At 55.7% G+C, this 14100-nt stretch carries 13 protein-coding genes; 9 read left to right on the forward strand and 4 right to left on the reverse strand.

Annotated features, from left to right (window positions below):
- Positions 1-17 precede the first annotated feature (17 nt).
- Positions 18-1004, forward strand: a complete 987-nt coding sequence (locus ERD84_RS08620; protein ID WP_130039222.1) for a quinone oxidoreductase family protein — start codon at positions 18-20, stop codon at positions 1002-1004.
- Positions 1005-1010: 6 nt separating this feature from the next.
- Here ERD84_RS08620 and ERD84_RS08625 read toward each other — a convergent pair whose 3' ends face one another.
- The 3 genes from ERD84_RS08625 to pepN are packed head-to-tail and all read right to left on the reverse strand — an operon-like array spanning position 1011 to position 6390.
- Positions 1011-2666 (reverse strand): alpha/beta hydrolase, encoded by a 1656-nt coding sequence (locus ERD84_RS08625; RefSeq protein WP_130039223.1) that lies wholly within the window; start codon positions 2664-2666, stop codon positions 1011-1013.
- A gap of 2 nt (positions 2667-2668) precedes the next feature.
- Positions 2669-3679 (reverse strand): class 1 fructose-bisphosphatase, encoded by a 1011-nt coding sequence (locus ERD84_RS08630; RefSeq protein WP_130039224.1) that lies wholly within the window; start codon positions 3677-3679, stop codon positions 2669-2671.
- Positions 3680-3696: 17 nt separating this feature from the next.
- Positions 3697-6390, reverse strand: coding sequence for an aminopeptidase N (gene pepN, locus ERD84_RS08635; RefSeq protein WP_130039225.1), 2694 nt, complete (start codon positions 6388-6390; stop codon positions 3697-3699).
- 172 nt (positions 6391-6562) lie between these two features.
- Between pepN and ERD84_RS08640 the strand changes: the two genes are divergently transcribed.
- Positions 6563-7207 (forward strand): DUF4136 domain-containing protein, encoded by a 645-nt coding sequence (locus tag ERD84_RS08640; RefSeq protein ID WP_130039226.1) that lies wholly within the window; start codon positions 6563-6565, stop codon positions 7205-7207.
- A gap of 38 nt (positions 7208-7245) precedes the next feature.
- Here ERD84_RS08640 and ERD84_RS08645 read toward each other — a convergent pair whose 3' ends face one another.
- Positions 7246-7602, reverse strand: a complete 357-nt coding sequence (locus ERD84_RS08645; protein ID WP_130039227.1) for an H-NS histone family protein — start codon at positions 7600-7602, stop codon at positions 7246-7248.
- A gap of 146 nt (positions 7603-7748) precedes the next feature.
- Here ERD84_RS08645 and ERD84_RS08650 point away from each other — a divergent pair, with 146 nt between their 5' ends.
- The 7 genes from ERD84_RS08650 to thpD all read left to right on the forward strand — a co-directional run bounded on the left by ERD84_RS08650 (position 7749) and on the right by thpD (position 14043).
- On the forward strand, positions 7749-8567 hold the full coding sequence (locus ERD84_RS08650) for a carbon-nitrogen hydrolase family protein (protein ID WP_130039228.1): 819 nt from the start codon (positions 7749-7751) through the stop codon (positions 8565-8567).
- A gap of 25 nt (positions 8568-8592) precedes the next feature.
- Positions 8593-10050, forward strand: coding sequence for a metalloprotease TldD (tldD, locus tag ERD84_RS08655; protein WP_130039229.1), 1458 nt, complete (start codon positions 8593-8595; stop codon positions 10048-10050).
- A gap of 152 nt (positions 10051-10202) precedes the next feature.
- Positions 10203-10745, forward strand: coding sequence for a MarR family winged helix-turn-helix transcriptional regulator (locus ERD84_RS08660; RefSeq protein WP_130039230.1), 543 nt, complete (start codon positions 10203-10205; stop codon positions 10743-10745).
- Between the two features lie 80 nt (positions 10746-10825).
- Positions 10826-11311, forward strand: a complete 486-nt coding sequence (gene ectA, locus ERD84_RS08665; RefSeq protein WP_180001933.1) for a diaminobutyrate acetyltransferase — start codon at positions 10826-10828, stop codon at positions 11309-11311.
- A gap of 93 nt (positions 11312-11404) precedes the next feature.
- Positions 11405-12712, forward strand: a complete 1308-nt coding sequence (gene ectB / locus ERD84_RS08670) for a diaminobutyrate--2-oxoglutarate transaminase (RefSeq protein ID WP_130040003.1) — start codon at positions 11405-11407, stop codon at positions 12710-12712.
- On the forward strand, positions 12709-13104 hold the full coding sequence (locus ERD84_RS08675; protein ID WP_130039231.1) for an ectoine synthase: 396 nt from the start codon (positions 12709-12711) through the stop codon (positions 13102-13104). Before ectB ends, ERD84_RS08675 begins: the two co-directional genes overlap by 4 nt.
- An 18-nt stretch (positions 13105-13122) precedes the next feature.
- The gene (gene thpD, locus ERD84_RS08680; protein WP_130039232.1) at positions 13123-14043 is read left to right on the forward strand and encodes an ectoine hydroxylase; all 921 of its coding nucleotides are present in this window, start codon (positions 13123-13125) and stop codon (positions 14041-14043) included.
- Positions 14044-14100 lie beyond the last annotated feature (57 nt).

A 14100-nucleotide genomic window follows, 5' to 3' on the forward strand; every position in this document is an offset into this window, starting at 1 on the left:
CACGCAAGGAGTCTGTCTTGGAAACCCAGGTCAAAGCAATACGCATCGAAAAAAATGGTGGCCCCGAGGTACTGAAACTCGTATCAGTACAGGTTCCGGCACCTCAAGAAAACGAAGTCACTATACGCCAAAAAGCAGTCGGGCTTAATTTCATCGACATTTACTGCCGTAGCGGTTTGTATGCTCATCCTTTACCGCATGGCCTGGGTTTTGAAGCCTCAGGCGTGGTCGAAGCTGTGGGTTCGGGCGTCAAGCACTTGAAAGTAGGTGATCGCGTTGCCTATGGCCAAAGCCCCCTGGGTGCTTATGCAGAAGCCCGCAATGTACCGGCTGACCGCGTCGTCAAGCTGCCCAAGGGTGTCAGCTTCGAGCAGGCCGCTGCCATTATGCTCAAAGGCCTCACAGTGCAATACCTGTTCAGGCAAACCTATCGCCTGCAAGGCGGTGAAACCATTCTGTTCCATGCTGCTGCTGGCGGTGTCGGCTTGATCGCCTGCCAATGGGCCAAAGCCCTGGGTGTAAAGCTTATTGGTACTGCGTCCACCCCAGAAAAAGCCGCCTTGGCCAAAGCTCAGGGCGCCTGGGAAGTCATCGACTACTCGCGCGAAAATGTAGCCGAGCGCGTCAAAGAGCTGACCAACGGCAAGAAAGTACCCGTGGTCTACGACGGCGTGGGCCAAGACACCTGGACCACATCTCTCGACTGCCTCGAACCACGCGGCCTCATGGTCAGCTTTGGCAACGCCTCGGGGCCCGTCAACGGCATCAACCTGGGCGTACTGGCCAGCAAAGGCTCTTTGTTCGTTACCCGTCCAACGCTGGGTACGCACGTGTCTACACTGGCCAAAATGAAAGCCGCCGCCGACGAACTCTTTGGGCTGGTGTCCAAAAAGAAAATCGACATCACCATAGGTCAGCGCTTCCCGCTGGAAGCTGCCGCCGATGCACAAGAGGCTCTCGCTGGCCGCAAAACGGTTGGTGCCACGATTCTCACGCTGGATTAAAGCTGCTTATGGTTTGCTGCGGTCAGCCTTAACGGCACGCTTGAGGGCCTCCAGCGACTCAGGCGTCCAGTCCGACGGAGACGTCAGGCTGGCCCAGGCATCCAGGTAATGATCAAACGCATACACATGCCCATGGCCTTTAGGCGGCTCCACCGCCAGGGCCAGGTCAAAGGTAAGCTGCAAGAAAGTCACGACCGGAATCCATCGCATGGCGGGCGATACATCCGGGCCCAGCGGGGGCGTCATCCAGTCGGGGCGGCGCCATAGTGCCCGGGGATCAAAAAAAGTTACAGCGTCGCTCGCATACTGCAGGAAGACCACCCGGAAGGAGCCCCATGGCTGCTCAGCCTGCTCCAACGTGTTTTCCTGTGCGGTGAAACGCACTACCGATTGGTCGCCAAATGTTGGCAGCCAGGCCGGCGAACCTGCATTGCGGTTCGCCGTTACTGACTTCCAGGTTGGTGTATTGAACGGTGGCCCCGACCACAGGGCACCTTGATAGGGCGCTCCAATCACTTGGTAAAGGTCATGGCTCAGGTCGCCATTTAGTGCACCCAGGCTGAGGCCTTGCAAATACAGTCGTGGCCGAGTTTCAGGGTCGAGCGTGCGCCAATGGCCGTACACCGTGGCAAATACCGCCCGTGCTGTTTCCACCCCGTAGTCGGGGTCGGCCAGCAAGGCAAGCCAGCTCAACAGGTAAGAGTACTGTACCGAGACCGTAGCAACGTCGCCATGCAGCACGTATTCCAGCGCTGACTGACTTTCCGGATCTACCCAGCCAGTGCCGGTGGGAGTGGCGATGACCAGATTTTCCCGTTTGAAGGCGCCTATTCGCAAGAGTTCGTGCAGCGCCAAGTCAGCCCGCTCACGGGGGGAGGGGGCTGAGTTCAAGCCTACATAGACGCGCAGGGGCTCGCGTGCCGATTGTCCGGTGAGGCGCTCGATGTCGGCGGCGTCAGGGCCGGCAGCCACCATCCGCCGCCCTTGGCGGCCAAGTCGTTGCCAGTCGATCAAGGATCCGGGGCCGCCGGTCTTGTCTTGCGAGACAGGCTGTGCAATGTCGTCCTCAATCAGCTCATCCAGACGGCTGTATATCTGGTCGGCCCAGCGGAAGACGCCATGTGCAAGCACACCATTGCCTATGGTCCAGAACAGTGTGGCAGTGATCACAACAGCCAGCAGCATGGCCGCCTGCCGTGACAGTATGCGAGACAGTCCTTTGGATACCCGGTGCGCAAGCCAGCTCGCCAGCCGTCCGAGTGCCAGCAAGCAGGCAAACGTCAGGAGAGCCAGGCCGGCACTCGTCCATGGTCCTGCGCTGTCGATAGGCGGCATCTGCATCAGGGCGCGCAGTTGGTTTTGCCAAGTGGTGGCCCATTGCAACGCCAGAATTGCTGTTGCGATACAGGCGGCCAGCACTATCAGCAAGCTGATCCGGTGTGCCCGCTGAGACAGTGTGGGCAAGGCCAAGGCACACCAGACTCGGCGTAACAACACACCCAGGCCATAGCCTGCCGCCAGACAGAAGCCACCCAGCACGCCCTGTACCATCGGAGATCGCGGTACCAGCGAGGGTGTCAGCGACGCCGCGAAAAACAATGTACCCAGCACGAGGCCGATGCCGCAGAAGGACGCGCTCCGGCCGGTAGGCCACGTACTCATGTTTACGCCTGTGCGTGATAATTCCGCACGCGTTCCACTTCCTCCTTTGAGCCCAGCACGACGCCTATCCGTTGATGCAGAGCGGTGGGCTGGACGTCGAGAATGCGTTCATTGCCATCAATTGCAGCGCCGCCGGCCTGCTCCACGATGAAGCTCATGGGGTTGGCTTCATACATTAACCGCAGCTTACCTGCCTTGCCTGATGGCCGTTCATCGCGGGGGTACATGAAAATGCCGCCACGTGTCAGGATGCGATGCACGTCGGCAACCATGGAGGCGATCCAGCGCATGTTGTAGTCTTTGCCCAAAGAGCCAGTCTTGCCGGCCAGGCAGTCATCGATATAGCGCTTGACCGGGGCTTCCCAGTGACGCATGTTCGACATGTTGATGGCAAATTCCGATGTTTGCTCGGGGATTTTGATGTCTTCGTTGGTGAGTACCCACGAGCCCATTTCGCGATCCAGGGTGAAGCTGACCACGCCGGTGCCTACCGTTAGTACCAGCATGGCTTGCGGGCCATAAACCGCGTAGCCGGCAGCCACTTGTTGTGATCCGGGCTGCAGGAAATCTTCCTCTTCCACTTCGCGTCCCGAGGTATGGTGCGGTGCATGCAGCACCGAGAAGATGGTGCCTATGGATACGTTTACGTCGATGTTGGAAGAACCATCGAGGGGATCGAACAGCAGCAGGTATTCGCCTTTGGGATAGCGGTTGGGAATGCGGTGTATGGTTTCCATTTCTTCGGAAGCCATGGCAGCCAGGTGGCCGCCCCACTCATTGGCTTCCAGCAGTATCTCGTTGGACAGTACGTCGAGTTTCTTTTGTACTTCACCTTGCACGTTTTCAGTTTCCAGACTGCCCAGCACACCACCCAATGCTCCTTTGCTGACAGCATGATTGATGGCCTTGCAGGCACGGGCTACCGTTTCTATCAGCAGGCGGACTTCGGCCGAAACCGCTTTCTTTTGTCGTTGTTGTTCAACCAGATACTGCGTGAGTGTCTTGCGTGTCATGAGTGAATGCTCCGGGACTAGATATTCAAGGCTTTGGAAATGATTTCGGATACGTTGGGCGAAAGCTTGGGTTGTTGCCGGATGTGCTCCAGTGCTTGATGCAGGGCGTCGCGTTGCGGCTGGCCAAAACGTGCCCAGTTGTCGAATGCGCGCGCCAGGCGAGCTGCAATTTCGGGGTTGGTCTGATCCAGGGCCAGCACTTGATCGGCCCAGAAAGCATAACCTTCAGGCGTATGTATACCCTGCAAATTGTTCAGGCAAAACTGGAAGATCAGGGCGCGTGCGCGATTTGGGTTGCGCATGGAAAACGCCGGATGCACCATCAGTGCACGTATTTTTTCAACCGAAGTGGTCGGGGCAACGGCCTGTAACGTAAACCATTTATCTATCACCAAGGCATCTTGCTGCCACTGTTCGTAGAAGTGATCGAGGGCACGACCGCATTCTGTGGATGTGGAGTAATGGACCAGTGCTGAGAGGCCGCCCATGCGGTCCGTCATATTGCGTGCGTCGTAATATTGTGCCAGTGCCAGCTGTTCTGCTTGCGGATGTTGCGCAGCCATCAGATAGTTCAGGGCCAGGTTCTTCAGGGTACGTCGACCAGATGACGCAGGGTCGGGTTGATAAGGCGTGTCGCCATCTGTGTTGGCGTGATAGGTGGCCAGCCATGGCTCGACCAGGGCCTTGCCCAGTTCGACCCGTAAGTATCGGCTGGCCTGAACCACGCCCAGTGGATCCATGGGTGTGGTTTTTTCCAGCAACTCACGCTGACTGGGCAGGCTCAGCACTCTGGCCTTGTAGGCTGCGGTCAGGGAGGTGTCGTTCAGCAGGCTGCGCCAGGTGCCGATGAAGTGCGGATCGACTTCAGGCGCCGTATTCCGGGCAAAGGCCTGAACCAGGGCAAGTAGCTGGTGACTGGCCAGTGTTTGGGCGGCTTCCCAGCGGGCAAAGGGATCGCTGTCGTGTCGCGTCAGCAAGGCCAGGTCGGCATTGCTGCGATCAAACTCGACAATGACTGGCGCAGAGAAACGCCTTAGCAGCGACGGAATGGGCTGCTCGGGAATTTGGGTAAAGGTCCAGCTTTGTTCTTCGTGACATAGGTCAAGCACGATGGTGTCGGCTGCTTTGCCTTCGTGGGTAATAGGCAAGGCTTGGCCGTCTTGTCCCAGCAGTCCCAGCGCAAAGGGGATATGCAGGGGAGGCTTGGCTTGCGGTGGTGTACTGAGTTTTTCTATGCCGACGGGGGGATTATGCTGACGTAGCGTCACCGTGCATGTCTGGTCTTCGGCGGCGTACGACAAGCTCACTTGCACACGCGGCGTACCTGCCTGCGAGTACCAGCGGCGGAAAATGTCGAAGCTCTTGCCGGGGTTTTGCTTGGCATAGACCGATTCCATGGCGCTGACAAAATCATCGCAAGTGACGGCTGCACCATCATGGCGTCTGAAGTATTCAGCCAGACCGGCCTGGAAGCCTGCTTCGCCCAGCAGAGTGTGCTGCATCCGTATGACTTCGGCGCCTTTCTCGTACACCGTGGCGGTATAGAAATTGCCGATTTCCTGATAGCTTTCGGGGCGTATGGGATGAGCCATAGGGCCGGCGTCTTCGGGGAACTGGGCCAGGCGCAGTGTACTGACGTCGTCAATACGCTTGACGGCCCGGGCGCTCTCGGCCTCGGCGCCGTCCAGGCCCTGGGCCAGCATATCAGCCGAAAACTCCTGGTCGCGGAATACCGTCAGGCCTTCTTTCAGCGACAGCTGGAACCAGTCGCGGCAGGTGACACGGTTGCCTGTCCAGTTGTGGAAGTACTCATGACCAATCACGGCCTCAATCGCCCGGTAGGCGGCGTCTGTGGCGGTGTCGGCATCGGCTAGAACATAGGCGGCATTGAATACATTCAGCCCCTTGTTTTCCATGGCGCCCATATTGAAATCATGTGCAGCCACGATCATGAAGCGATCCAGATCCAGCTCAAGGTTGAAACGGCTTTCGTCCCATTTGACCGAGCGGGTCAGGCAATCCAGGGCCCACTCCGTCTTGTTGTAGGTGCCAACGTCGCTGTATACCTGCAGCAGGGCGTCGCGGCCGCTGCGTGTCTTGATGGTTTGCTCGCGGCAGTCGAAACTTCCTGCCACCAGCGCAAACAGATAGCTGGGCTTGGGGTGGGGATCTTCCCAGATGGCTTCGTGTCGGCCATCGGCCAGGTCGCGTTGCTCAAGCAGGTTGCCGTTGGATAGCAAAAGAGGATATTGCTGTTTGTTGGCCCGTATGCGTACGCGATAGCGGGCCATGACGTCAGGGCGATCGGGAAACCAAGTAATGCGCCGGAAGCCTTCAGCTTCGCATTGCGTGAAGAGTTTGCCGCCCGATACATATAAACCCATCAGGCTGGTGTTCTTATCGGGCTGACACAGACTGGTGATCTCGAGCGTAAAAGTGCCGGTGTCAGGATGCACGACCAGCGTATCGTCGTTCAGCTGATACTGCTCAGGAGTCAGAGCGCGTCCGTTCAATGCAAGCGATTCCAGTTGCAAGTCCTGACCGTTTAACACCAGCGGCTGCAGGCTGGTGGCAGCCTGCTCGAATTGCAGTTGCGCTTGTACCCGGGTTTGGCCCGGATCCAGATCGAAATCCAGAGTGACCTGAGTTAAGCGATAAGGGTAAGGCTGATAATCGTGACGTGAAATGGTCGGGGCGGTATCTGTGCGCATGACGATAGAAAATAAAGAGTGGACGCAGCTATTGTAGTGTTTGCTTCGTGTTGCGGTTTTTACATCAAATATGCAACCTTTGCCTGGGTATTGTGGTCTGATAGTAATAGTCTTGTCGACGTAGTCTTTGACTGTGGCAAGATAAAGACTCGCGACCAAATCAGGGGTAAGTATGTGGTACCAAATTTGTCGATACCAGAAAGAACTATTCCGTTGCCTGGTCTTGGGCAGCGTCTTTTTGCTGGCTGGCTGCGCCTCGACATTATCGGCCCGGGTAACCAGCTTTCAGCAGTGGCCTGGTAATGCCCAAGGCGAAACCTATCGTATCGTGCGTACTGATCCACAAAAGAATAATCTTGAATTCGAGGCTGTGGCCGATATGGTCCGGGCCAACATCGGCCCTACAGGCTTGGTCGAGGCGCAGTCAGGCAAAGCCCGTTTCGATCTGCATATTACCTACGATAATCCAGTTACCAAAACCTGGGTGCAGCGTTATAACGACCCCTATTTGAATGATGGCTGGATGGGGCCGGCATTTGGCGGTTATTACGGTGGTTTCTCGGGTTGGGGATGGGGCGGCATTTACATGGCGCCGTCGGTGTCTAATTTCCCGGTTGATATTTATAATAATACTTTGACCATCGTTATTAATGATAATCGGGCCAATAATGCCGAGGTTTATCGATCCAGTGCTGTAAATCAAAGCTCGAACGATAATTTATTGCAGGTCATGCCTTATCTGGCTCGGGCGGTATTCGACCGTTTCCCCGGCAATAATGGACAGGTGCGCGAAGTGCAGTATGAAAGGCAGCGCTAATAAGTTGTTTGCCGGATTTGAACCCGGCCAGCAGCTTGTTAGGTAATCAGGAAGTCGTTACGGCTTTTACCTTCGGCTTCGGCAGTGGTAATCCAGCGTGGCGCTTTGCCGCGACCTGTCCAGGTTTCGTTGGTTTCAGGATGACGAAACTTGATCGGTACAGTGCGTTTTGCTGCTGGGGCGGTTGCGGTTTTTTTGCTGCGCGTGCTGCCAGTTTTTTTGTTGTATGCGGCGGCAATGTCATCGGGCGTGATATCGTATTCACGCATGGACCGGATAATAGAAATGACGACAGGGCCGCGCTGCTTGGCTTGTAGCGCCTGAGCCTGTTTTTGCAGCTTTTGAATTTCTTTTTCGATTTTTTGTTTAAGGACAGAGTACGTTTCACGTGTCATTAAGTATTCCTGTTTGCGGAGGTTTGTGCTTGTCGTTTCTGGTGCCGAATGATTAATCAAATAGAGTGCTGGTTAGTATTATAGTGATTAAGGGTTCGTATTATGCCGGAAAATAGCTCAATAACCCATCGGTAACTTTGGCTCATATGAATAAACTTAAAAATATTATCAAGGCGGCAGCCATTCAAATGGTATCGTCTACTAGCGTCGACGATAATCTGCGCCAGGCTGCCGAGCTTATCGCCCAAGCTGCGCAGGCAGGTGCCACGATAGTTGCGCTACCCGAGTATTTTTGCGTAATGGGGCGCACAGACACCGACAAGTTGCTCGTTCAGGAAGCGCTGGGGCAGGGTGCCATTCAGTCGTTTCTGGCAGATCAGGCGCGTCAGCACGGAATATGGCTGGTGGGTGGCACCTTACCGCTCAATACCGACGACCCGCAACGCATATTCAATGCCAGTCTAGTGTATGACCCTGCCGGAAATCAGGTGGCACGCTACGATAAGGTCCATCTGTTCGGGTTTACGAAAGGGCAGGAATCCTACGATGAATCTGTGGTCATTCGGCCTGGCCGGAATGCACCTCAAACCTTCGATACCCCCTGGGGCCGTGTGGGGCTTTCCATTTGCTACGACCTCAGGTTTCCGGAGTTTTTCCGGGCGATGGGGCCAGTCGACTTGATTGTGATACCTTCTGCCTTTACCTATACAACCGGGTCAGCCCACTGGGAAATATTGCTACGCGCCCGCGCTATCGAAAACCAGTGCTATGTGCTTGCACCCGCCCAAGGCGGTAAACACGAAAATGGCCGGCGCACATGGGGGCATTCTGTTCTAATTGATCCATGGGGCGAAATACTTGCCCAGGTCGATCACGAGCCGGGTATTGCCGTGGGCACGCTGAGCCTTGAAAGAATTGCCGATGTGCGGGCGTCTTTGCCCGCCCTCAAACATCGTACGATGTAAACACAGTAATGGACTTGCCATATTTATGAAACCTGCGGATTCCGCTATTAATGCCCTGGCCACAGCCAAGTCGGTTTTGCTCGACCCTTGGGGATTGGACGAAGCCGACATGGCGCGCGCCCTGGGCGAAATTTTTACCCACAAGGTCGACTATGCCGACCTATATTTTCAATATACGCGTAGCGAAGGCTGGAGCCTCGAAGAAGGTATCGTCAAGACCGGCAGCTTTTCGATAGAGCAGGGTGTGGGCGTACGCGCCATCACCGGAGAAAAAACGGCTTTCGCCTATTCTGATACCTTGTCTGCTGACGCTTTGCTTTCTTCCGCACGGGCTGTGCGCAGCATTGCGCGCCGGGGCGCTGGACGCCAGAAGGTGATCAGCGGTCATCCGCCGTTGTCACACAACTTGTATCCGGCCATAGATCCGGTCAACACCTTGAGCGCGCCCGAAAAGGTGGCCTTGCTCGAAAGACTCGAGGCTATGGCCCGCGCGTCTGATCCGCGCATCATTCAGGTCATGGCGGGCCTGGGTGCCGAATACGATGTTGTGCTGGTGGCTGGCAGCGACGGCCGTCTGGCGGCAGACGTTCGTCCGCTGGTGCGTCTGTCCCTGACAGTCATCGCCGAGCGCGATGGCCGCCGGGAAATGGGGCACGGCGGCGGTGGCGGCCGTACTGGCCTGGCCTACTTCACCGACGATGTCCTGCGCAGCTATGTACAACGTGCCACACACGAGGCACTGACCAATCTCGATGCCAAACCTGCTCCGGCCGGCCAAATGACGGTGGTGTTGGGTTCAGGCTGGCCGGGTATTTTGTTGCACGAAGCCGTGGGCCATGGTCTCGAAGGCGACTTCAACCGCAAGGGCTCCAGCGTGTTTTCCGGCCGTATCGGCGAACGTGTTGCATCCAAGGGCGTTACCGTGGTCGATGATGGCACCATTGCCGACCGCCGTGGCTCGCTCAATATCGACGACGAAGGCAACGCGACGCAGCATAATGTCCTGATCGAAGATGGCATATTGAAAGGCTATATGCAAGACTCCATGAATGCGCGCCTGATGAAAATGCCCGTGACGGGCAACGGGCGGCGTGAGTCATACGCCCATTTACCTATGCCGCGCATGACCAATACCTATATGCTGGCCGGGCAGACGCCTCCGGAAGAAATCATCGCGTCGGTCAAAAAGGGCTTGTATGCGGTGAACTTTGGCGGCGGTCAAGTTGATATCACCAGCGGCAAGTTTGTATTTTCCACTTCTGAAGCCTACTTGATCGAAAACGGCAAGGTGACTTGCCCCGTCAAAGGGGCCACACTTATTGGCAATGGCCCGGAAGCCATGAATCAGGTCGGCTTCATTGGTAATGATTTGCAACTGGATTCCGGCGTAGGCACTTGCGGCAAAGAAGGGCAAAGTGTTCCGGTGGGCGTTGGTATGCCTACCGTGCGCATGGATGGTCTGACAGTAGGCGGAACCGCCTGATCTCTACTGCCTGAAAGCAGCTGCAAGATACTAAAAAGGGCGGGATGATAGCCATATCATCCCGCCCTTTTTGCTTCCATCCGTGGTTGACACAAATCATTAGCGAGCTTATGATTTGAGTAGAAATTAATTGGATTGAACTCTTTTTGATTATGCCTAATACTTCGACTTCCGCTCAGCAGTACGACCTGCGCATTTTGCGTGCGTTGCGGCGCATCACGCGGTCGGTTGCGCTGCATTCACGACAGTTGGCGGCTTATAGCCATATCACTGCGCCTCAGCTCATTTGTCTGCGCGCAGTCATCGAGCATGGGCCGCTTACGGCGACTGCCATCAGTCGTGAAATCCACCTTAGCGCCAGTACGGTGGTGGGCATTCTCGACCGCCTCGAAGACAAAGGCTTGATCAACCGTGAACGGGGTCGCGAAGACCGTCGCATTGTTTTTGTGACGGCTACGCAAGCCGGCGTCAAGCTTGCTCACGATACCCCGTCCCCCTTGCAACAGAAACTGGCTGATGCCCTGAATGCCTTGCCCGAGCAAGAGCAGGCTTCCATCACCACGTCGCTCGAACGCGTCGTTGATCTAATGGAATCCGACGGTGTTACGCCACAGGAAGCGCCCGGCGAGCTTGCTTCGCCCATTCTTGATGTGCCTGTCGGAGGCGCGCTTCCCGAATCGGGACTGGTCGTGTGACAGATTGCGAAACTATCAACTCCTCCACCAAATCTTCAGAAAACACCGGCGATAACCGCCCCAGTCATCACCGCAGTTGGATGCGGATGCCGCAAATCAGCGACGCGGCAGGCATCCATCGCCTCATCTCCGAGTGCCCGCCACTCGACCTCAATTCTGTTTATACCTACCTGCTTCTGAGCGAGCACTTTGGTGCCTCTTGTGTACTGGCCGGTGCCGACGATACTTTGCATGGCTTTGTGTCCGGCTATGTGCCGCCCGAGCGACCCAATACGCTTTTTGTCTGGCAGGTAGCAGTGCATGAGCAAGGCCGTGGGCAAAGCCTGGGACGGCGCATGATGCAACATCTGCTGCAGCGCCCCGGCCTGGCTCATATTCAATACATAGAGACTACTGTAGGCCCTGACAACCGCGCTTCGCGCGCCATGTTTGCCAGTCTGGCCCAAAAATTGCTTGCACCTATTGATGAGCAGCCGCTATTCACGCGGGATATGTTCGGTGTGCATGCCCACGAAGATGAGCCTTTGCTGCGCATAGGCCCGTTTGCTATCGCATCGCTGCCTTAGGCTGCGAATTCGTTTCACAGTTGAGGCGCCCGAAAGGTCTGCGCTCAGCTCGGTTTTTTCGCCGGCGCCTCACACATAGGAGAACAAAACATGATGGACTTAAAAATATTTGACCGGATGGAGTCGGAAGTACGGGGCTATGTCCGGTCGTTCCCAGTCATATTCAAACAAGCTCGCGGTTCCGTGCTGATAGATGAAAACAACAGAGAGTACGTGGACTTTTTCAGCGGAGCGGGGACCCTTAATTACGGCCATAACAATCCCATCCTGAAGCAGAAACTGATCGAGTATCTGGATACGGACGGACTGGTGCACGGCCTGGATATGGCAACGAGCGCCAAGAAATATTTCCTGGAAACGGTTGAGCAGGTGCTGTTCAAGCCACGGAACTGGAAATACACCCTGCAGTTTACCGGCCCTACCGGTACGAATGCTGTCGAGGCTGCGTTGAAGCTTGCACGACAGATAAAGGGCCGTCAGAACGTCGTTTCGTTCACGCATGGTTTTCATGGTGTCAGCGGTGGTTCTTTGGCGGTCACTGCCAATTCGAAATTCCGACAAGCTGCCGGTGTGGCACTCAGCAATACTTCGTTTATGCCATTCGATGGCTATATGGGCCCAGACGTAAACACGATTGCTTATTTTGAGCGCCTATTGAACGATAACAGTAGCGGGTTGGATCATCCCGCTGCCGTTATCGTTGAAACCGTGCAAGGTGAAGGTGGTGTCAATGTGGCGTCCAAGCGCTGGCTGAAAGAGCTGCAAAGAGTCTGCCGTCAGCACGATATGTTGCTGATCGTGGACGATATACAGGTAGGTTGTGGCCGTACCGGAAACTTCTTCAGTTTTGAGTCCGCTGGTATAGAACCCGACATCATCACCTTGTCCAAATCCTTGTCTGGCTTTGGTCTGCCCATGTCGCTAGTGCTGATGAAGCCCGAATGCGATATCTGGAAGCCCGGTGCCCATAGCGGCACTTTCCGGGGTAACAATATGGCGTTTGTCACGGCTGCCCAGGTTCTGGACAGCTACTGGCGCGATGACCGATTTGCCGAGGACACCCTGCGCAAAGAGCGTATGGTACGCGACTGGCTCGAGAACCTGGTTCATAGCTATCCGGGAGCAGGTCTGAGTGTGCGCGGACGCGGACTGATCCAGGGCCTGGTCACGCCGAATGATGATGACATGGCCAATCAGATTGCCAAGAAGGCTTTCGAGCATGGGCTGGTGATCGAAACTTCGGGTGCCAATGATGAGGTGCTGAAACTGTTGCCGGCACTGACCATCGAAGATGATTTGCTGATGCGTGGCCTTCAGGTGATCGAGCGCAGCTTGGCAGAAGTTTTATCAGAGAAGGGCGTCAGTGCCCGTGTATTGAAATTTGGAGGTAAAGCAGGATGATCGTCAGGAATGTAAAGGATGTGATCGGTACCGAGAACGAGGTAAAAACCGAGACTTGGCTGAGCCGTCGTGTATTGCTGCAAAAAGACGGCATGGGGTTTTCCTTTCACGAGACCGTGATTTTTCCTGGTACGGAAACGCATATTCATTACCAGAACCACCTCGAAGCCGTATGGTGCATCGAAGGTGATGGCGAAATCGAAACAATCGCCGATGGCAAGAAATATGCCTTGGGTCCAGGTGTGGTTTATGCCTTGGACGAACATGATGAACATTGGCTGCGCGGCGGCAAAGAGCCGCTGCGAGTAATCTGCGTATTCAATCCGCCGTTGACCGGCTTCGAGGTGCATGACGATAAAGGAGTGTATCCGCTGGTTACCGATGCGGCTTGAGTTGCAAAGGAGTAAAAGATGAATGTATCTATGAACGACCCTTATGCGTCGCGTACCGACCGGACCTCTGCGATTATTGCTCGCCGGGATCCGGTGGTATACAAGGATGGTACTTATGCCGACGCACTGGCGTCAGAACAGGTAGCATCCTATGAGCGTGACGGCTTTTTGTTGCTCGAGAATATATTCAGCGATGAAGAGGTTCAGGGCTTGCTCGCCGAGGTCAAGCGCATGGGCACTGACCCCGATATCATCAAGCTGGAAGAAGCGATTACCGAGCCAGGCAGTGATGCCGTCCGGTCCATCTTCCGGGTGCATGAGCTTAGTCAGTTGTTGGGCCGGCTGGCCTGCGATCCGCGGCTTATACACGTTGCCCGGCAATTGTTGGGTTCCGAGGTGTATATGCACCAGTCACGGGCCAATATGAAGCCCGGCTTCAAGGGCAAGGAATTCTATTGGCATTCCGACTTTGAAACCTGGCACATCGAGGATGGCATGCCGGCCATGCGCGCACTCAGCTGCTCGGTCTTGCTGACCGACAACAGTGCCTGCAACGGCCCTTTGATGTTGGTTCCAGGGTCACACCAGCAGTTTATTTCATGCCAGGGCATCACGCCTGATAATCACTACAAAAAGTCGCTCAAGAAGCAGGAGTATGGCGTACCCGACACCTTGAGCCTGCAGCTGCTGGCCGAGCAGGGCGGTATTCAGGCCATGACGGGCAAGGCTGGCTCGGTGGTGTTCTTCGATTGCAACACTATGCATGGCTCCAACGGGAATATTTCGCCATGGCCCCGTGCCAATGTTTTCATGGTGTACAACAGCATGGAAAACACGCTGGAGCCTCCCAAGTATGGTCTGGTGCCGCGACCAGAGCATATTGCAACACGCAAACGGTTCACGCCACTGCTTCCTCTGGAAGAGGCTGCTACTGCTTGAACTGTACTAGCAGCACTTGGCGGTGTGACTCCTGCTCATCGGGGCACACCGCTCCAG

The organism is Pollutimonas harenae (assembly GCF_004153685.1).
GTDB lineage: Bacteria > Pseudomonadota > Gammaproteobacteria > Burkholderiales > Burkholderiaceae_B > Pusillimonas_C > Pusillimonas_C harenae.

Excerpts from the sequence above, each read along its gene's own strand:
- ERD84_RS08660 (WP_130039230.1), top strand. The coding sequence starts at position 10,203 with ATGCCTAATACTTCGACTTCCGCTCAGCAGTACGACCTGCGCATTTTG.
- ERD84_RS08650 (WP_130039228.1), top strand. The coding sequence starts at position 7,749 with ATGAATAAACTTAAAAATATTATCAAGGCGGCAGCCATTCAAATGGTA.
- thpD (WP_130039232.1), top strand. The coding sequence starts at position 13,123 with ATGAATGTATCTATGAACGACCCTTATGCGTCGCGTACCGACCGGACC.
- tldD (WP_130039229.1), top strand. The coding sequence starts at position 8,593 with ATGAAACCTGCGGATTCCGCTATTAATGCCCTGGCCACAGCCAAGTCG.
- ERD84_RS08675 (WP_130039231.1), top strand. The coding sequence starts at position 12,709 with ATGATCGTCAGGAATGTAAAGGATGTGATCGGTACCGAGAACGAGGTA.
- ERD84_RS08645 (WP_130039227.1), bottom strand. The coding sequence starts at position 7,602 with ATGACACGTGAAACGTACTCTGTCCTTAAACAAAAAATCGAAAAAGAA.
- pepN (WP_130039225.1), bottom strand. The coding sequence starts at position 6,390 with ATGCGCACAGATACCGCCCCGACCATTTCACGTCACGATTATCAGCCT.
- ERD84_RS08630 (WP_130039224.1), bottom strand. The coding sequence starts at position 3,679 with ATGACACGCAAGACACTCACGCAGTATCTGGTTGAACAACAACGACAA.
- ERD84_RS08625 (WP_130039223.1), bottom strand. The coding sequence starts at position 2,666 with ATGAGTACGTGGCCTACCGGCCGGAGCGCGTCCTTCTGCGGCATCGGC.
- ectB (WP_130040003.1), top strand. The coding sequence starts at position 11,405 with ATGGACTTAAAAATATTTGACCGGATGGAGTCGGAAGTACGGGGCTAT.
- ectA (WP_180001933.1), top strand. The coding sequence starts at position 10,826 with ATGCGGATGCCGCAAATCAGCGACGCGGCAGGCATCCATCGCCTCATC.
- ERD84_RS08640 (WP_130039226.1), top strand. The coding sequence starts at position 6,563 with ATGTGGTACCAAATTTGTCGATACCAGAAAGAACTATTCCGTTGCCTG.